Origin of the sequence: Methanothermococcus sp., from assembly GCF_015523155.1 — an archaeon.
GTDB lineage: Archaea > AGJL01 > Methanococci > Methanococcales > Methanococcaceae > Methanofervidicoccus.
On the sequence record NZ_WAKW01000068.1, the window covers coordinates 14,746 to 32,653 of the forward strand.

Annotated in this window: 18 protein-coding genes; 5 read left to right on the forward strand and 13 right to left on the reverse strand. The window is 31.7% G+C overall.

Annotated features, from left to right (window positions below; all coding sequences use genetic code 11):
- Positions 1 to 31: 31 nt before the first annotated feature.
- Entirely contained in the window at positions 32 to 1,282 is a 1,251-nt protein-coding gene (locus tag F7B34_RS07045; RefSeq protein ID WP_292461123.1) for an FAD-dependent oxidoreductase, read from the reverse strand.
- A 106-nt stretch (positions 1,283 to 1,388) separates the two neighbouring features.
- Between F7B34_RS07045 and coaBC the strand changes: the two genes are divergently transcribed.
- From coaBC to F7B34_RS07060, 3 genes are all read left to right on the forward strand, one after another.
- A complete protein-coding gene (coaBC, locus tag F7B34_RS07050) occupies positions 1,389 to 2,609 on the forward strand; it encodes a bifunctional phosphopantothenoylcysteine decarboxylase/phosphopantothenate--cysteine ligase CoaBC (RefSeq protein WP_292461124.1) in 1,221 nt (406 codons plus the stop codon).
- 113 nt (positions 2,610 to 2,722) lie between these two features.
- Entirely contained in the window at positions 2,723 to 3,658 is a 936-nt protein-coding gene (locus F7B34_RS07055; RefSeq protein ID WP_292461125.1) for an EF-Tu/IF-2/RF-3 family GTPase, read from the forward strand.
- Between the two features lie 76 nt (positions 3,659 to 3,734).
- The gene (locus F7B34_RS07060; protein ID WP_292461126.1) at positions 3,735 to 4,979 is read left to right on the forward strand and encodes an aconitase X catalytic domain-containing protein; all 1,245 of its coding nucleotides are present in this window, start codon (positions 3,735 to 3,737) and stop codon (positions 4,977 to 4,979) included.
- A gap of 60 nt (positions 4,980 to 5,039) precedes the next feature.
- Here the strand turns inward: F7B34_RS07060 and F7B34_RS07065 are convergent, their stop codons facing one another.
- On the reverse strand, positions 5,040 to 5,498 hold the full coding sequence (locus tag F7B34_RS07065; protein WP_292461127.1) for a UPF0179 family protein: 459 nt from the start codon (positions 5,496 to 5,498) through the stop codon (positions 5,040 to 5,042).
- 205 nt (positions 5,499 to 5,703) lie between these two features.
- On the opposite strand from F7B34_RS07065, the gene glmS reads away from it, so the two are divergent.
- Positions 5,704 to 7,569, forward strand: a complete 1,866-nt coding sequence (gene glmS / locus F7B34_RS07070; protein WP_292461128.1) for a glutamine--fructose-6-phosphate transaminase (isomerizing) — start codon at positions 5,704 to 5,706, stop codon at positions 7,567 to 7,569.
- Between the two features lie 51 nt (positions 7,570 to 7,620).
- Here glmS and F7B34_RS07075 read toward each other — a convergent pair whose 3' ends face one another.
- Positions 7,621 to 8,451: a TIM barrel protein gene (locus F7B34_RS07075; RefSeq protein ID WP_292461129.1), complete on the reverse strand. Its 831-nt coding sequence runs from the start codon at positions 8,449 to 8,451 to the stop codon at positions 7,621 to 7,623.
- A gap of 91 nt (positions 8,452 to 8,542) precedes the next feature.
- Between F7B34_RS07075 and F7B34_RS07080 the strand changes: the two genes are divergently transcribed.
- Entirely contained in the window at positions 8,543 to 9,382 is an 840-nt protein-coding gene (locus F7B34_RS07080; RefSeq protein WP_292461130.1) for a UbiA family prenyltransferase, read from the forward strand.
- Positions 9,383 to 9,414: 32 nt separating this feature from the next.
- Here F7B34_RS07080 and flaJ read toward each other — a convergent pair whose 3' ends face one another.
- The 10 genes from flaJ to F7B34_RS07130 all read right to left on the reverse strand — a co-directional run.
- A complete protein-coding gene (flaJ, locus tag F7B34_RS07085; RefSeq protein WP_292461131.1) occupies positions 9,415 to 11,094 on the reverse strand; it encodes an archaellar assembly protein FlaJ in 1,680 nt (559 codons plus the stop codon).
- An 18-nt stretch (positions 11,095 to 11,112) separates the two neighbouring features.
- A complete protein-coding gene (locus tag F7B34_RS07090) occupies positions 11,113 to 12,747 on the reverse strand; it encodes a type II/IV secretion system ATPase subunit (protein ID WP_292461132.1) in 1,635 nt (544 codons plus the stop codon).
- 61 nt (positions 12,748 to 12,808) lie between these two features.
- Positions 12,809 to 13,501: an ATPase domain-containing protein gene (locus F7B34_RS07095; RefSeq protein WP_292461133.1), complete on the reverse strand. Its 693-nt coding sequence runs from the start codon at positions 13,499 to 13,501 to the stop codon at positions 12,809 to 12,811.
- 21 nt (positions 13,502 to 13,522) lie between these two features.
- The gene (locus F7B34_RS07100) at positions 13,523 to 13,981 is read right to left on the reverse strand and encodes a flagellar protein G (protein ID WP_292461134.1); all 459 of its coding nucleotides are present in this window, start codon (positions 13,979 to 13,981) and stop codon (positions 13,523 to 13,525) included.
- A 50-nt stretch (positions 13,982 to 14,031) separates the two neighbouring features.
- Positions 14,032 to 14,439, reverse strand: a complete 408-nt coding sequence (locus tag F7B34_RS07105; protein ID WP_292461135.1) for a flagellar protein F — start codon at positions 14,437 to 14,439, stop codon at positions 14,032 to 14,034.
- Positions 14,429 to 14,836: a FlaD/FlaE family flagellar protein gene (locus F7B34_RS07110; RefSeq protein WP_292461136.1), complete on the reverse strand. Its 408-nt coding sequence runs from the start codon at positions 14,834 to 14,836 to the stop codon at positions 14,429 to 14,431. The genes F7B34_RS07105 and F7B34_RS07110 overlap by 11 nt, the downstream gene beginning before the upstream one ends.
- 25 nt (positions 14,837 to 14,861) lie before the next feature.
- The gene (locus F7B34_RS07115; RefSeq protein ID WP_292461137.1) at positions 14,862 to 15,848 is read right to left on the reverse strand and encodes a FlaD/FlaE family flagellar protein; all 987 of its coding nucleotides are present in this window, start codon (positions 15,846 to 15,848) and stop codon (positions 14,862 to 14,864) included.
- Positions 15,841 to 16,296, reverse strand: coding sequence for a flagella accessory protein C (locus F7B34_RS07120; protein ID WP_292461138.1), 456 nt, complete (start codon positions 16,294 to 16,296; stop codon positions 15,841 to 15,843). The genes F7B34_RS07115 and F7B34_RS07120 overlap by 8 nt, the downstream gene beginning before the upstream one ends.
- A 109-nt stretch (positions 16,297 to 16,405) precedes the next feature.
- The gene (locus tag F7B34_RS07125) at positions 16,406 to 17,263 is read right to left on the reverse strand and encodes a flagellin (protein WP_292461139.1); all 858 of its coding nucleotides are present in this window, start codon (positions 17,261 to 17,263) and stop codon (positions 16,406 to 16,408) included.
- 35 nt (positions 17,264 to 17,298) lie between these two features.
- Positions 17,299 to 17,908: flagellin (locus F7B34_RS07130; protein ID WP_292461140.1), on the reverse strand; the 610-nt coding region annotated here is incomplete at its 5' end.

Consider the following 17,908-nt stretch of genomic DNA (forward strand, 5'->3'; position numbering starts at 1 on the left):
AGTATATGTATATATATTTAAATTATTTATGTTATCTAAACACCTTATAAAATGGGTCTGTTGAAGGGTGGATCTCTACAAAATCCTTATAAATATCAATTCCCTTTAAATATTGTGCAAAATATGGCATTATTTCCATTGATGGAGACATGGATATAGCACCAACTATTTTATTATTTTCATAATATATTTTATTTATCCCAATATTGTTTGAAACTCTGAAAAAATCTCCTTTCCCAACGCTGTTCGGGATTATTTTATAATTATCTGTCTGTTTTCCAACATAAGATATGTTTAAATCCATTCGTATGGTGTGAGGTATAAAATCGTATTTTGGTTTTATAAGAGGTTTGTTGTTTAATTCATTGTATATATTTTCAGCTACAACCCTACCCTCCATTCTTGCAATTGGAGTAATTCCACCTTTTCCAGCAACACAATCACCACAGGCATAAATATTTTTTTCTATTTTATTGGTTTTATTTTCTTTATTAATTACCCTCATATATTCATCTGTTTCAAATCTCGGTTTTCCACCAACTGCAAGTATTTTCGTATAACTATCGTCATTCAATAGCCTGTTTAATTCGTTGCCATCATTTGTAATTCTGAAATCAATAAATTTATAAATATACTGTCTAATGTCTTTGTCTTCAATCATCTTTAAGAATTTAGAACGGACATATACAACAACTTCACTTCCAAAGTTTGAAAATACCGACGCATACTCTGCGGCTACCGTCCCTCCACCAATTATCAATATCTTTTCAGGGAATTCCTCCAAATTTACAATATCATAATAACCTAAACATTTTATTCCATTATATTTCGATGTATATACCTTTCCATTGGCATAAACTACATAATCATAGTCATTTATATATTCTTCTTTAAACTCTTTATAGTATATATTTATATTTGCGAGCTCCTTTACTTCACCTTCAAGTTTCATTCTTATTTTATTTTGAATATCTGAAATCTTTCTTTGAAGTTCTTTAAATGAGATAATATCTTCTAAAACTATTTTTTTATTTTTATTATTATTTTTATTTTCATTGTTGCTATTTTTATTATCCCCATTATTTTTTATTAAATTTAAATTATTTATTATATCTGCCATTTCTCGCAATCCATTTATATATGTGCAACCGTAATTTAAGCAGGTTCCACCAACCTTATTTTTTTCATAAATATCTACATCAAAACCTTTTTTTGCTAATTCAATAGCACAGGATTTTCCAGCGGGACCGCAGCCTACAACAGCTATTTTTACATTTTCCATATTTTCACCAACCATGGTTTATATAGTATTTATGATATTTATAATATTATCGTTAAAATCGTATAAGTTAATAAACCATAATTAAAATAATTTTAAAAGTGATTATATGCATCCAACAAAGAAATTAAAAGGTTTAAAATCAAAATTACTCGATGGAAAAAAAATAGTAGTTGCAGTATCGTCATCAATAGCTGCAATAGAAACCCCCAAGTTGATGAGGGAGCTCATACGACATGGAGCAGAAGTGTATTGTATAGCCACGGAGGAAACTAAAAAAATTATTGGAGAACACTCATTGGAATTTGGCTGTGGAAATAAGGTGTGCTACGACATCACTGGAAGTATAAAACATGTAATGTTATACGATATATGTGATGCTATGGTAATTTATCCTGCTACTGCAAATATAATAAGCAAAATATCCCTAAATATTGCTGATAATATTGTAAATACCACTGCCACAATGTTTTTTGAAAAGAAGCCTATATTTATCGTTCCAGCAATGCACCAGAATATGCTCGACACAGTAAATAATCATTTAATCAATTTAAAAAATAAAAAAAATATATATGTTATACCCCCCAAGATGGAAGAGGAAAAGGCGAAAGTTCCTTCCGTTGAAGAGGTCGTATTGAATGTGATTGAAAGATTAAACAATAAAAGTAAAAAGGAAAATAATAATAAAAGTAAAAAAAAGGTTTTAATACTATCCGGCGGAACAGCTGAATTTATAGATAAAGTTAGAGTGATAAGTAATTTATCTTCTGGAAAAACGGGATATTTACTTGCAGAGGCATTTTGTAGAGATGGATTTGATGTGGAGGTAATCCATGCCTTTGGAAAAGAACCACCATATTATATAAAATCTCACAAAGTCCTTACTGCAAAAGAAATGTTAAATAAAGCACTAGAATGTGGAAAGGATGCAGATATAATTATATCCTGTGCCGCAATATCTGACTTTACACCAGAAGAACAGATTGAAGGAAAAATTAAATCAGATAAGGATGTTGTAATAAAATTAAAAAGAAATCCGAAGGTATTGGCTGAGCTCAGAAAGGCATTTCCAGATAAAATTATAGTTGGATTTAAAGCAGAATATGGAATGGAAAAAGAGGAATTGAGAAATATTGCTACAAAAAAATTGAAAGAATATGATTTAAATTACATTGTGGCAAATGACCTATCCAAACATTATTTTGGAGACGACTACAACGAAGTGATATTAATTGGTAAGAACAAATTAAAAGAATTTAAGGGAAAAAAATCGGAGATTATAGAAAATATTAAAGATGAAATAATAAATGAATTAAAAATAAAGAATTAAAATAACTAACTAACATATAAATGATTATAAATTATTTTTATAAATTGGTATATATCAAAAATATAATATGATAATATTAAATAATAACTAAATAAATAATAAACGGTGAAACTGTGAAAAACATAGGAATAGGATTATTTGGAGATTTTAAAGATGCAGGGAAGAACTTAGGAAAAAAGGGAACTTCAACAGATATTACACTGTTTAATTACAAACAGGGCGATGATGCGGTATTCTTTGTAGAACCTACCAAATACCCTGAAAAAATCACACCATTAATATACGCTATAAATATGATGGATTATGCACTGGTGTTCGTTGATGAGATAAAACCTGAGCTCGCAGAAACACTACTTGCATTGGATATGATGGGCGTAGAAAAAGGTTCTTTTGTTGTTGGTGAGTATGTGGATATCGAGCAATTGAAGGCGATAATCTCAAACACATCCATGAAAAATTTTGAAATCAGGGAAAAGGACTATATCAAAATAAGGGAAGATATGGTAGCACTTCCACAGGAAATAGCAGGAAAACCAGATGAAAGCTTTGTAAAAATACCAATAGACCATTTTTTCACGGTAAGAAGTGTAGGAACTGTTATATTGGGGAGAGTAAAAAAGGGAACTGTAAAAATCCACGATAATTTAAGGGTTTATCCAACAGAAAATAAGGCAATGGTAAAAAGCATACAGGTGCATGATAAAAACTACGATGAAGCACCAACATTTTCAAGAGTTGGACTTGCATTGAAGGGCGTAAAATCCGAAGAATTGGAAAGGGGCATGATTCTATCAAACGGTGATTTAAAAGTATCTGATGAAATCACACTTAATATGAAATGGAATCCATATTCTAAAAAGGAGCTCAGTGTTGGTGAAGGTTATCAAATAGCAATTGGATTACAAACCATAAGCTGCAAGGTAGTGGAAAAAGAAGAGGATACAATTAAATTAAAATTAATTAAACCGGCGGTTTATGAATCGGGAGAAAAAGCTGTTCTTTTAGATGGAAGTGCAAAAATAAGAATAATAGGAGTTTCCGAATTGTAATTAATTTATATTTATTTTATTTAATTTTGTTCAATAATGAAATAGCATATCATTTATGAATTAAAACGGTGAAATAATGTTTCTTACAAAGGAAGAGGAAAAAATATACGATGGAGAATATGGGGAAGTCCTTGAAACCTGTATGAATCTTTTGGTATCTCTTGGGGATATATATGGTGCAGAAAAACTAATCCCAATATCCTCTGCTCAGGTTTCTGGTGTATCCTACAAAACAATAGGGAAAAAAGGTTTAGAATTCCTGAAAGATATATCCAATAGCAACATTAAAGTATCCGTACCTACAACACTAAACCCTGCGGGAATGGATTTAGATAAATATGTAGAGCTCGGATTCCCAAAAGAATTTGCAAAAAAACAACTTGAAATAATTGAGTGCTTTAAAAAAATGGATATAGAAATAGGATGCACATGCACACCTTATTTATCTGGAAACATTCCTATATTTGGCTCCCATATTTCATGGGCTGAATCCTCTGCGGTATCCTATGCAAATTCAATAATCGGAGCTCGGACAAATCGTGAAGGAGGACCATCTGCACTTGCATCTGCCATACTTGGAAAAACCCCATATTATGGCTATCATCTTGATGAAAATAGAATTCCCACACATATAATTGAAGTGGATGCCGAAATAACCAAACTATCTGATTACGGAGCTCTGGGCTCCATCGTTGGAAAGATTGTAAAAAATGGAATCCCATATTTCAAATTTAAAAAGTTGGATATTGATGATGTGAGCTCATATAAATCATATAAATTAAAAGGTCTTGGAGCATCCCTTGCTGCAAGTGGTGGTGTTGCACTTTATCATATTGAGAACATCACACCAGAGGCTAAAATTGTAATGAAAAAGATTGAAGGAAGTAACTATAAAGAAATCGAAGAAATAACCATAACAGACGATGATATTAAAAATGAATACGAATTATTAAACTCTGCTGAATGCCCCGACTTAATATGTATAGGATGCCCACATTGTAGTTTGGAGGAAATAAAGGAAGTTGTAGATTTTATACTAAAAAATAACCTAAATAAAAATAATAGATTTAAATGCGATTTATGGATATGCACATCAATTCATATAAAATCAATATCAGATAGGATGGGATATACGGATATTATAGAAAATGCCGGTGGAAAAATCGTATGTGATACCTGTATGGTTGTGGCACCAGTTGAAGATATGGGTTATAAAAATATTGCCACCAACTCTGGAAAAGCTGCAAAATACCTCCCCAATTTTTGCAATAGTAATGTAATTTATGGGGATACGATAGATATATTAAAAAAAGGAATGTAAATATCATATAACTGATATGAAAATAGAAAATAGACAAAAAAGAGATATAAATATAGAAAATTATTCCTCATGATTGCCATCATCAATTGGCGATACCATCACTTTTTTTAATGAATATCCTTTTGGACATTTTATCTTTTCATCAAACACTTTTAATATTTTATATTTGTTATAGATGCCCTCTGGATGACATAATATATAATTCTCACATAGTATGTTGTTGCATTGTATATCTCTATGAGATATAGTTAAACCCTCCAATGCCTTTTTTGATTCCATCAATATAACAATATTATTTACCGGTTCTATCTCCACTACCTTAACCCCCCCTTCATGAATCTTACATGGATGATTCGCCGATCTCACACTAACAATTTTATATCTCTTTCCCACCACAAGTCCATCATGACAAATCTTTTTGAATCTGCATGATTCGCACTCTTTTAATAAACCATAATAAACAAATTCATTTCCAGTTTTTGCTATTTTACTACCAATTAATGTAATCCTTTTTTTCATAATATCACCTGAACGTAAGTGAAGGGAGCTATAAAATCCGCAGGATTTTATTCAATCACCTGAATGAAATGAAGGTGAGCTATAAAACTCGAAGAGTTTTATTCAATCACCAAAAACTATAATAATAAAAATAATGTTAAATATTTAAGAAATATATTATAAAAATATAGTTATTTTTATTTAATTTTTATTATATGGTGTAAAAATGTGCGGGATAGTTGGATATATTGGAAACAGAACGGCGTCTGAAATACTATTAAAAGGATTGAAAAGATTGAAATATAGAGGATACGACAGCTGCGGTATTGGAATAATCGATAACAATAAATTGATTATAAAAAAAAGTGTGGGAAAAGTGGAGGAAGTTGCTAAGAAGGAGGATTTTTTAGAAGTTAATGGATACGGGGGCATAGGGCATTCAAGGTGGGCAACACACGGAGGCATTACAAAAGAAAATGCTCACCCCCATACTGATTGCAAAGGGGAACTCTGCGTTGTTCATAACGGAATAATTTCCAACTACAAAGAATTGAGGGACATGCTGATAAAAAAAGGGCATGTGTTTAAATCACAGACTGATACTGAGGTAATACCCCACTTAATTGAAGAGGAATTAAAAAAATACGAAAATCCATCAGAAGAGGATTATATAAATGCAGTTAAAAACACTATAAAAAAATTGGACGGTACCTATGCACTTTTAATATTAAATAAAAACTTCCCAAACTTGCTTATTGGATTAAGAAACGAAAGCCCACTTATTCTTGGAGTAAAAGAGGACGAATGCTTTTTGGGAAGTGATATTTCGGCATTTTTAGAATGGACAAAAGAAATTATACCTTTGGAAGATGGAGATATGGTAGTTTTAAGAAAAGAAAGCAATAATAACGATAAGGATAAAGATAAAACTAAAAATAAAAATAATAATGTAATAATATCCTACACCATATACAACAACAATGAAAACATTACAGACAGAAGAGAAAAAACTATAATAGAATGGGATATTGAAAGTGCAGAAAAAGGGGGATACGAGCATTTTATGTTAAAAGAGATTATGGAGGAGCCGGAGGTAATTAAAAACTCATCCAAAATATGCAATGATGAAATAAAAGAACTGGCAAAAGCACTTCATAATTATGATAAAGTATATATTATCGCAATGGGGACTTCACTTCATGCTTCAATGGTTGCAGAATACTGGTTTTCAAAATTAAATAAATTAATAATACCTTGTGATTCATCGGAGTTTTTAATAAAAGGCATAGTTGATGAGAATACCTTGGTAATAGGAATTACTCAAAGCGGTGAAACATACGACACCATAAAAGCAATAAAATATGCAAAAGAAAAGGGGGCAAAAACTGCCACAATAGTAAATGTCTTAGGTTCCACAGCAACGAGGGAGGCGGATATTACCATCATGATGGGCTCAGGTATTGAAATATCAGTCTGTGCAACAAAAACCTACATGTCTCAATTGATGATATTGTATAGATTATTTATTGAGTATGGGGAGGTAATTGGAAAAGACATGAGTATTTATAGAAAAGAACTTGAAAATATTCCGGAATATATAAAAGAAGTTATAAATGAAAAAGAAAGGGAGAATATAAAAAACATATCCAAAAACTTAGCTGCTAAAAACTACCTCTTTATATCGAAGGGGATAAACTTACCAAATGCATTGGAAGGAGCTCTGAAATTTAAAGAAATTACATACTTACATGCTGAGGGCATGAGCAGTGGATTTTTGAAACACGGGACAATATCATTAATCGATGAAAATATGGATACTGTTGCACTTGTTCCCCCATCAAATTCAAACCTATTTAATTCAATAATATCGAATATTGAAGAGATAAAAGCCAGAAATGGAAAGGTCGTTGGAGTATCTCCGGTAAATATCGATATAGTTGATTACTTAATAAAAATACCTGATGTAATGGAGGAGGTAAGTCCTTTTGTTTATGCCCCAGCCTGTCAATTATTGGCATACTATAAGGCAGTAGAGCTCGGCAGAGATGTGGATAAACCAAGAGGACTTGCAAAGAGTGTTACGGTTGAATAAGTTAATGAAAATTTTTTCATTATATTTTTTTGTTAATGGTAAAGTTAAAAGTTAGAGCTCGCCATACACCCTCTTTAAAATCAGTGCATCATACTCCATCCTTGGACTTTCACATATAACAGTTCCCTTTGCATTGAAATCCTTCAATACTTTTAAAACCTCCTTATAATTAAAATTGGAAGCATTCAATGGTAGATGGTTCTTTTCCCCTCCTTTTCCAAATTCAATTCCAGATATATGGATATGCATGTCGTTTATTGCCCTTTTTCCCAATTTATTCTCCATATTTTCCATTATTTTATAAAATGAATTATAGTCGTTTATTCTTCCCAAACTTCTTGCATATATGTGTGCAAAGTCAATACACGGCAATATATTTAGTTCTTCTGATAGTGATATGAGCTCCCCAATACTCCCAAACTGACTTATCTTTCCAGTGGTTTCCGGTCTCAACATTGCATTTATCTTATTTTCATTTAAGTATTCTATCATTCTATCAATATTTTTAAGCATAGTCCTATATACTTCATTTTTATCCATTTTAAGATAATACCCTGGATGAAAAACCACATTTTTATTCTTTTGAGAGTTTTTTCCAAAGATGCTTATTATTTTTGCCGAATTTATTATCCTATTAATGCTGTTTTCAATCTTTTCCTGCTCCTTTGCATTTAGGTTTATATAGTAGGGGGCATGAACGCTTAATATTATATCGTTTGAATAATTTTTTAACTCCTCTGCCTTTTCCTCTTTTATATTAACTCCCCTTACAAATTCTATTTCCATGGCATTTAACTCTATCTTTTTTAAAAAATCAAAGGCTCCTTTTGTAGTTCTTGGTTTTACATTTATTGGTATTCCGGCTGTTCCAAAGTTTAACATAGTATCACATAAAAATTTATAAAATAAGATAATGTTAATGTAGTTTAGTGTTATAAGTAATAAAAAACTATTTAAATAAACTTGTGATAGTATGAAAAATTTAAAATATTATTTAGAATTAATAAGGGCAAAAAATTGTTTAACAGCATCATTTGGGACTATTGTCGGTGGTCTAATAGCTTCGGGCTTTAAATTAGATTTAATGTATAATATATTAATTGCATCCTTTATCGTATATTTAATCTGCGGATTTGGAAATGCACTTAATGACATATACGATATTGAAATCGATAGAATAAACAAACCATTTAGACCACTTCCATCAAATAAAATATCCTTAAAAAATGCAAAAATATTTTCATGGTTGTTGGTGACTATCGGCTTATTGCTCTCAATGTTCAATAATGTATGTTTTGTTATAGCAATTATTAACGCACTTGCATTGTATCTGTATGCTAAAAAATATAAAAGAAACAAAATAATTGGGAATTTAATGGTTGCATACCTCACGGGTTCAGTATTTATATTTGGTGGTGCCTCAGTCAATAATATTGGAATTACATTAATTTTATTCCTATGTGCAATGTTTGCAACATGGAGCAGAGAGATAATAAAAGATTTTGAAGATATGGAAGGGGATTTAAAAGAAGGAGTAATGTCGCTTCCCATAAAATATGGTAAAAAATCCTTATATATTGCCGGGATTTTTTTAATGGTTGCAGTTGTGCTAAGTCCATTACCTTATGTTATGGAAATGTTTGGGGAAATTTATTTAGTTGGAATATTATTATGTGATATTTTATTTATATATTCAATTGTTAAGCTGTTGAGAGCTCCCTCAAAAAATAGTGCTAAAAAATCATCAAAAAATATAAAGTATGTAATGAATTTTGTTTGCTTTTGCTTTATCATTGGTTCAATCCTAAAATAAAAAATAAAATTAAAAAACTAAAAATAAAGGAGTTAAAACAGTGGAATACCCACACCCAATATCTTATGTATTATAAACTCAGTTATATAAGACACAATAGATACTATCCAAAGTATTATTGTAAAGTGCATAAGTAAAACCTGAGGATGACCACCATCCATCACTTTTATCATATAACCTGAGATTAATGCATATACAACCATACTTGCATACATTAAATAAGATATTATTGACAAATCACCTGGTGCCATGATGTTTATAACACTAATCATGGCTTCTGGAATATTCAGGGAACCGTATAAATTATTTACCATATTTGCCACACCATAGGAGGTATATAATGCAAGGGCTAGACCTCCTCCCAATCCATATATTATAGCTGCAAATTGCTCAACACTTTGATATTTTGATTTTCTTAAATTAATTATTTTACGAAAATTATTTCCTATGATTTCAGAAGCTTTTCCAGGGTCCCCTCCCAAAAATGTACATCTTTCAAACATTTCGGAAAACAACTGTATCAAATAACTACATGTTTCAAAACCAAAAAGTCTCCATGCTTTATTGTTATCAATTTTTATAGATACTCTCTTATAAAGTCGTTCTAAATCCTTTGTCAATGGACCAAAATCGTGTGACGATAAATACTTTAGAGAATCCTCCATACCTCCACCTTTTGCACTGACTGAATCACCCAGTGATCTTAAAAAATCTGGAAAGTTATATTCTTTTCTTATAACTAAACTCTCCTCTCTTTTGGCAGCATACCCGCCGATTAAAAGAGGTGTAAATCCAGCAGCAAATATTATCTGATAGGGAATTGCAGATATTTTAGAAATTCCTGCAAGATATTTTCCCCAAATAAGAACGCCCAGAGTTATTATGGTTAAAATTACTGAAATTATCAAATATTTCCTAAGTTTTAAATCCACATGAGTAGGTTTCTCCCCTGTATGCCATAATCTATCTGCTGGCATTTTACTCTTTATAACATATACCAAACACACCTCTGCTATACTAAATCCAATCAGTGCCATTGTAACGGTGGTTACAAAATTATAGGGTGCTATGAACGGGGCTATAACTGCAAATGTTACAAAAAATGCAAGAGAGGTAACTGCACTAATATACATTTCTTTAAACATGTCTAATGAATATAACGACCGTTTATAAAATGCAGCATAATCATTCATAACTATGGGCTGCTCCTTTGCTAAGAAATCTTTGAGCTCTTCACCACTATCTATTGAATATGCCATCCTATCTAAAAAATCTGCAAACTCATTACTTGGAGTTCTATGTGCTAAAAATCTACAAGCTTCAGCAAGTGATTGATTCCATCTTTTTATCAATACATATATTTTTTTAGATTCATTGGCTAATTGCCCAAGCTCCTCCTTTTCATGTGCAAGAATTTTCATGAGCTCTTTCCTGTCTAAATCAGTTATTGACAGAACACCAAATTTTGTTATAAATATGTGGAGTTTTTCGTTTATTTGGTTTTTTTGGTTATCTAATTCTATATAAGGATAACCTATGGCACTACCTAAAATTAATACTGGAATAATTAATACTAATAATCGTATATATCCTGAAAAATAAGTTATTCCTATGACTACTAAAATAATAGAGAGAATAATTGAAGGTAGTATATATTTTAATAAATAATCTCTGGGCTTTAATCCCACACGGGATAGAATATTTAGGAACATAAAATCACCTCAATTACCTCAGATAGGGAATGGAAGCCCCTCCAACCCTTTTTCATAGAAACTCCATATTACATCTAAAACCTCATAATATCCAAACATGCCTCTTGCTATCATTTCTTCAAGTATTCTAGTTCGTAAATTTAATTCATCATATATCTCCCTTGGGTCATCGTAGCCAGCTACCTTTGCAATTTTATCTTCAAGAACATAACTGTTGTTAAGTCCTGTAAAATTATGTCTATCTTTTTGAGGGTCCCATTCAAATACTCCTCTTGTAATTACCCCATCTACTTCTTTATAATAACCTTCAATTTCTTCAATACCCACAACCCTTCTTAAAAACTTACCTCTGCTATATACAGCAAGTTGAAACACTGCCACATTGAGGTTGTCCATAAATGTTAATGGAATATTGATTGGGTCTCCGTTCAATCTTTGAATCATTTTCTTAACATTTGCAGCGTGGAATGTAGATAATACCGGGTGTCCTGTCTGCATTGCTTGGAATGCCACCGCACCTTCAACACTCCTTATCTCTCCAACAATAATATAGTTAGGTCTAGACCTCAGTGCAGCCCTCAATAAATCGAACAGTGTAACTCTACTTTCCTCAGGTCCCCTTTCTCTTGTCAGCAACTGTTGCCATACTGGCTGAGGTGGTTTAACCTCGGCAGTATCCTCACAAGAAAATACCTTCGATTTTGGTTTAATAAATGGTAATATGGCATTTAATGTTGTGGTCTTACCTGATGCAGTCTCCCCACAAATAAATATACTCATACCATATTCCAAGCAAAGCCATAAATATGCCGCAGTTTGAGCAGACATTGTCCCCCAGCTGATAAGTTGGGTAATACTTATTGGAACGTCTGTAAATTTCCTAATAGTAAATGAAGGACCTTTCAATGAAACGTCGGTTGAATAAATAATATTTATCCTCGAACCATCTGGGAGGGAACCATCAACAACAGGGTTTGCATCAGAAACAGGTCTTCCTATCCTTTCACACATGTTTTTTAAATAGTTTGAAAGTTCAATATCATCTTCCCACTTGATATTTGTAGGAAGCATGTCAAATATCTTATGGACAAGCTGACAGCCATTTGAGCCTATTACGTGTATATCCTCAATATAAGGGTCTCGTTTAATAGGTTCAAGCACGCCTAACCCTATTAAATCCCTTTTTAATAAATATAAATATTTATCCCTTTCAGGTTTTGTAATTTCAATTTTTCCAGCATTTAGAAAATTAAAGAATTTTTTGCCCTTTTTTTTACTATTGACAACCTTGGTTGTTTTGTTAAATAAGTCAGTTAGTATTTTTCCAAATTCATCATCATTTTCAGGAGAATCCGCATAAGGGGCATATTCTAAAAGTTTATCCATTATCATTTTATAAGTTAATCTTTCATCAGGAGTTTCCAATCTTGGCTCTATGACTATATATTTTGTCTTAACATTCTGAGTTCCAAATATATGAACGAATAATGGATCACCAATCGGATAAAGAATATTTGGATATTTAAGTTCTTTTAAATCCCTTGATAAGCTCACCATGAACTCAGGCATTTTTAAATAGGTTTTTTTGAAGTTATCCACATACTTACGCAAATGAGGATTTCTTTCCATACTGGTTTTAAACTCATCTGCCATTTCTATCACCTTATATTTATAATAAAATTACTGCTGTTATATTATACGCAATTCATACGTTTTATGCTACGGACGATATTTCAACTGCAATACCTAAATTAGGTTCTACCCTAAATACCATGGTTTTTTGATATGGACCTCTTGCTAAATTGTATTTTTCAATCCTTACGAGGTTCTTAACACTCCCTCCAAATGTGTAAATTTCAGTTTTTAATACCATTGTAGCAGCTGTTCTAAATAATGTTAAAACAGATTCAGGTAGTTCTTTTGGATTTATGGTGTAAATTACAATCTTATTCATAGCTGCTATTCTTTTAAAAAAAGCTATTAAATCATTCACCTTAATGTCGCTTGCATCATTTACTATAAGGGATGATATAGTGTCATATATTACAACGTCTTTTTCATAAAATGTCCTTGTTTCCATAAGTTTTTTTATAAAATCTTCCTTTTGGAGATTGTCTGATATTAATGGGTATACCGGAATGTACAGTAGAACTCCGCTCAAAAGTTTTTTATTTATATTATAATTTAATGACATCATTTGCTTTACAAACTCCAATGTTGTTAATTGTGTTGAAACATATGTAACAGAGTGAGCGTTTTGTAAAAAACCATAAGCTAATCTTTGAGCAATTATTGATTTTCCAGTAGACTCTTCCCCCTCGATAAGGATTATACTCCCATATGGGATGCCCCCACCCAACCTTTTATGAACATCATCCCTACTAAGTTCGATTCTTGCAAGCTTCATAAAATCACCAGATATATGCCGTCATTGAATCTCTACCTTCAATGTCCTAGCCACTCCATTTTCAGAAACCACTTTTATTCTATGGTATCCTGTTGTGTTGTAGTTAACATCGATTTTACCAACTTCTGATGGATTTAATACCTCATATGATGAAGTATCATCTACTACCATCGTGGAATTTATGGATTTAATCTCTCCATCAATTAATACTGTTAAAACTTCTTTATTGAATGTTATTGGTATTTTCCCAGTGTTTTTTATATATAAAGAAATAATACCTGTTGACTGATTCCTTGGAACATCTCCAGGGTCGTTGATTATTTCAAAATCCTGAGATAGTTTTGATGAAAGTATATCCCCTTTATTGTTAATTCCAATAGATAAATTGTGGGTGGTGGTCGCTAGAATCCCAGAAACAGCAGCAGCAATTATTAAAACGCTGACGAATATAATTATTTCTGAGAACACATTGGAAGCCATTAAATCACCTAACGATTAAATAAAACATAAAAATTTAAAAATATGTAATGCTAATTCAAATTATAATAATACATATTTCCATAATCCGAAACCACACATATTCTTGCTGGAGTAGTGGCATTTATTATAACTGTAATATTATTCAGTGGAGTTAAATACATCACATCTGGATTGACTTCAAAACTTTTTGGGTTACCGTTGTACATTATAGTCCATTTATGTGGTTCAAGAGTTAATGAACCATTATTTAAAACTGTAATATATAGAGTGTTGTTTGAATTCACCACAGATGTTATTACCAATTTTTCATGTGCTTTATTGTTTAAATTATCTATATATTCAGAATATGCGTTATTTAATTTAACGGCATTCAAATCAGCTGAACTATAAATATATATGGAACAAACCAATACTGTGGATAATATAATTATCAAACCAGCAGTTGAACTAAACCCCATAGTATTGTTCAACCCCCTTTTTTATTCTTCTTATTTCCCATTCTATTCTATCGAGCAATTCACTTGATATTTTTTTACCATTCAATCTTTCTATAAATAATAGTGAAACTAAGTGGTCAGCAATCGTAAGATTACCAGAAGGTTCGTCTATTTCTTCGTTTCCTGTTTTAATTCCTTTTAAGTATTTTAATAAACCCAATACTGCTTTATCAGACAGCCAGCCTAAATTATAGTAGAATTCCAATATATCGGCAATATTTGAATAACCTACTCGTTCTGACAAATATTCTAACCATTTGAAAGTAAATATTATTGACATAGGGTCCTCTGGAATCTCTTTCAATTTAGCTGGTTTATGTGCCTCAAATAATATTGAAGATAACGACGATGTATCCATAAAAATCCCTCCTAATATTTTAGATTTATACACTTTGCAATTCTTCTGCCCATTTTCTTATTCTGTTTATTTCCCTATCCATACTTTCTAATTCATCTACGGGTATTGGCCTACCTGCTAATTTTTCAATATAAAGTAAGGAAACGATATGATCTTCTGATATCATCTTATCCATGGGCTTCCTGAATTCTTCATTGAGGTATTTCATGTTTTTTGATATTTTTATCAATCTATTAACCACATTTTCAGATATCCACCCCAAGTTATAATAGTAATCTAAAATATCAATTAAATTACTCAATCCAACTCTACTTATTAAAAATTCAAGCCATTTAAAGACCAACATAGTAGATAATGTATCCTCAGGTAATTCTTCAAGATTATATTTTTTATCATGCACTCCTGTTAAATCGGTTGGCATATCAATGACCTCCTCTCCAATAATCGGAACATTTTTTGAATTTTCAGTTTTTATTTCCTCTACAATATGTTCTTCCTCTTTTTTCTCGATTTCAGGGGTTTTCAATTCTTCAGGTTTGTATTCTTCCACATCCAACTCTTCTGTAATTATCTTACTTTCTTTCTTTTCTTCCTTCATTACATCTGCTTTTTCATTGATTTCTACTACCTCTTCCGATTTCTCCTGCTCCGTCCCTACATTTTCTTCCAAATTAATTAATTCATTTTTAATATTTTCAGATACCTTTGTTGCAGAAGATATTGCCGCGACTTTCATTAATGCATCTAATTTATTACTCAACTCATTTATTTTAGTGGCTAATTCTTCTGCTTTTTTATCCTCTGGTTTTTTACCCAAATAAAGATCAGTGACTCTATGCACTATTCTATCTAATTGATTTTTTGTTAATTTTCTATTTTTCAAATTATTTTTTAATAATTCAACAATGAAAGAAGGAATTTTGGTTTTTAAATTTTCTAGATATTCCTCCAATTCATCCTCGGTTAAGTAATCTTCCATTGAGGAAGAATAAAGTTCTGTTTCACTAACCATTTGAACCCTCTCCTAATATTACTTTGGAGACTTCTTCTTCTGCAAGTATATTATTAATAACATCATCTAAATCGATATCATGCTGTTTTAGATATATATCTGCAAGAATTACAACATCTTTTTGCAACTCATCAACTTTTTTTCTAAGGTTGTTTGCTTCATATTCCAATCTCTCCATTTTTTCTATGCTGGTTGCAGTAATCTTTGAAATACCTATAAATGGATTTACCTGATTTGAGACCACTTCATAAAGTGCCATTATGTCCTGAAAGTTCTCATTTATTTTATTTATATCCTCCCTTAGGGTTTCATTTTCCTTTCTTAAATTTGTAATCATCATCTCTATTTTTGGAAATCTTGATTCAAGCTCTCCAATTTTAGCAAGAAGCTCCTCATTTGCAGCCACTAATTCATCTCCCGATTCATACATATCATCTTCATCGAGCATGAATTCATCTTCCAGAGCTTTTTCATTATCCTCTCCTTTCTTTTTACCAAATGCTATTTTTTTTTTATTTCATCAATTATTTCAGATATATTTGGCATTTTTTCACCTGTTATTGAAGAGCCACTATTTTACTACCAAATACCGATGGTGTTCTAAATTCAATTATTCCTGATGCTCCATATTCTGGTATTACCTCACCAAATATTTTTTCTCTTGTAGCCACACCTGGCTCAAATATGACTCCTGTATTTACTGTAAGTATAACTTTATCACCATAGTTAATCGTAGGATGAGCTCCGTATGTGGATTTATCAGCATCCTGTAAAACGATTACTCCAAATTTAGGCACATTGTTTAGTACCCATCCATCCTTTCCTACGGTAACTTCATCTGAATTTCTAATTACAACATAACTTCCATTGACATGCTCTCCTTCAGAGGTATTAATCATAGTGGTATTAACTGAGTCGTTAGCTCCGTTAAGAACTAGTCCATTAAATATATTCTCTGTACCGTTTGTATCTGCATATTTGATAACACCTGAATACACCAATGATACCTTTTTATCTTCATTTGATAGCGTAATTATTGTGGAAGATAAATCTATATCATCACCAATATTGGGTCCTATAAATATAGCTATACCTTTTATACGATTATATTGGGGGTATTCCAATATACTTCGATATTTAGAGTTGTTTATTATAGTCTCGTTGGATGTCTTGTTTATAATTATAAAAGAATCCGTAGAATTAACGTCTGCATATCCTGAAACTTTGAGAACCTGAACACCACTTGCCACCTGTTCTGTGCTTTCCTGACCAACAGTGGATGCTTTGTGTTGTAATTTTCCAGCTGTGTTTATAATAACCGCCGCTGCAACTGCTGCAACCAATACTAAGGCAATAAATATAATTAAGGTTCCAATACCAATAGCACCCCTTTTGTTTTTAAGGAATTTTAGCATAAATTCACCTCAAAAAAGAAAATTAAATAAATAATTTATTGAAGTTGCACTACCTTTGAATTATTCAGGTATGTTGCAGGTGTTGTGAATGAAATCACACCAGGAGCTCCGAATTCTGGCTGTACTGTACCTGTTATATCTGACCTTGGACCCATGTTTAATCCCGTTGTGTTTAATACAATTGCTACAATATCTCCTTTGTTGATAACAGGTGTAGAACTCTTACATGAGCCATCTGCATCCTGAATTACTACAATACCAAATTTCGTGTTTGATATATTGTTCCAAATACTATCACTAAATATTGAACCACCACCTGTTAAACTGCTATAATCAGATGAGTTGTATTTGGCTACAAGTTTAGTTGAGCCATCACTTAGCATAACAACAGCCTGACTTAAATCAATAGGGGAACTTCCAGCGTTTGGTGAAACATATATTGCTGTTTTGTTGATGTTGGAATTGTTATGCATTCCCATAACTTGCAATACCTGTAATCCACTAGCAACCTGTTCTGTGCTTTCTTTACCTGTGGATGATGCCTTTTGTTGTAAGAATCCACTTGTGTTAATTAATACGCTTGCTGCAACTGCTGCAACCAATACCATGGCTATGAATACTATTAAAGTTCCAATTCCCATGGCA

Bases quoted from the DNA above. Each gene is read 5' to 3' on its own strand.
- F7B34_RS07045 (WP_292461123.1), bottom strand. From the start codon at position 1,282: ATGGAAAATGTAAAAATAGCTGTTGTAGGCTGCGGTCCCGCTGGAAAA.
- coaBC (WP_292461124.1), top strand. From the start codon at position 1,389: ATGCATCCAACAAAGAAATTAAAAGGTTTAAAATCAAAATTACTCGAT.
- F7B34_RS07060 (WP_292461126.1), top strand. From the start codon at position 3,735: ATGTTTCTTACAAAGGAAGAGGAAAAAATATACGATGGAGAATATGGG.
- F7B34_RS07065 (WP_292461127.1), bottom strand. From the start codon at position 5,498: ATGAAAAAAAGGATTACATTAATTGGTAGTAAAATAGCAAAAACTGGA.
- glmS (WP_292461128.1), top strand. From the start codon at position 5,704: ATGTGCGGGATAGTTGGATATATTGGAAACAGAACGGCGTCTGAAATA.
- F7B34_RS07075 (WP_292461129.1), bottom strand. From the start codon at position 8,451: ATGTTAAACTTTGGAACAGCCGGAATACCAATAAATGTAAAACCAAGA.
- F7B34_RS07080 (WP_292461130.1), top strand. From the start codon at position 8,543: ATGAAAAATTTAAAATATTATTTAGAATTAATAAGGGCAAAAAATTGT.
- flaJ (WP_292461131.1), bottom strand. From the start codon at position 11,094: ATGTTCCTAAATATTCTATCCCGTGTGGGATTAAAGCCCAGAGATTAT.
- F7B34_RS07090 (WP_292461132.1), bottom strand. From the start codon at position 12,747: ATGGCAGATGAGTTTAAAACCAGTATGGAAAGAAATCCTCATTTGCGT.
- F7B34_RS07095 (WP_292461133.1), bottom strand. From the start codon at position 13,501: ATGAAGCTTGCAAGAATCGAACTTAGTAGGGATGATGTTCATAAAAGG.
- F7B34_RS07100 (WP_292461134.1), bottom strand. From the start codon at position 13,981: ATGGCTTCCAATGTGTTCTCAGAAATAATTATATTCGTCAGCGTTTTA.
- F7B34_RS07105 (WP_292461135.1), bottom strand. From the start codon at position 14,439: ATGGGGTTTAGTTCAACTGCTGGTTTGATAATTATATTATCCACAGTA.
- F7B34_RS07110 (WP_292461136.1), bottom strand. From the start codon at position 14,836: ATGGATACATCGTCGTTATCTTCAATATTATTTGAGGCACATAAACCA.
- F7B34_RS07115 (WP_292461137.1), bottom strand. From the start codon at position 15,848: ATGGTTAGTGAAACAGAACTTTATTCTTCCTCAATGGAAGATTACTTA.
- F7B34_RS07120 (WP_292461138.1), bottom strand. From the start codon at position 16,296: ATGCTCGATGAAGATGATATGTATGAATCGGGAGATGAATTAGTGGCT.
- F7B34_RS07125 (WP_292461139.1), bottom strand. From the start codon at position 17,263: ATGCTAAAATTCCTTAAAAACAAAAGGGGTGCTATTGGTATTGGAACC.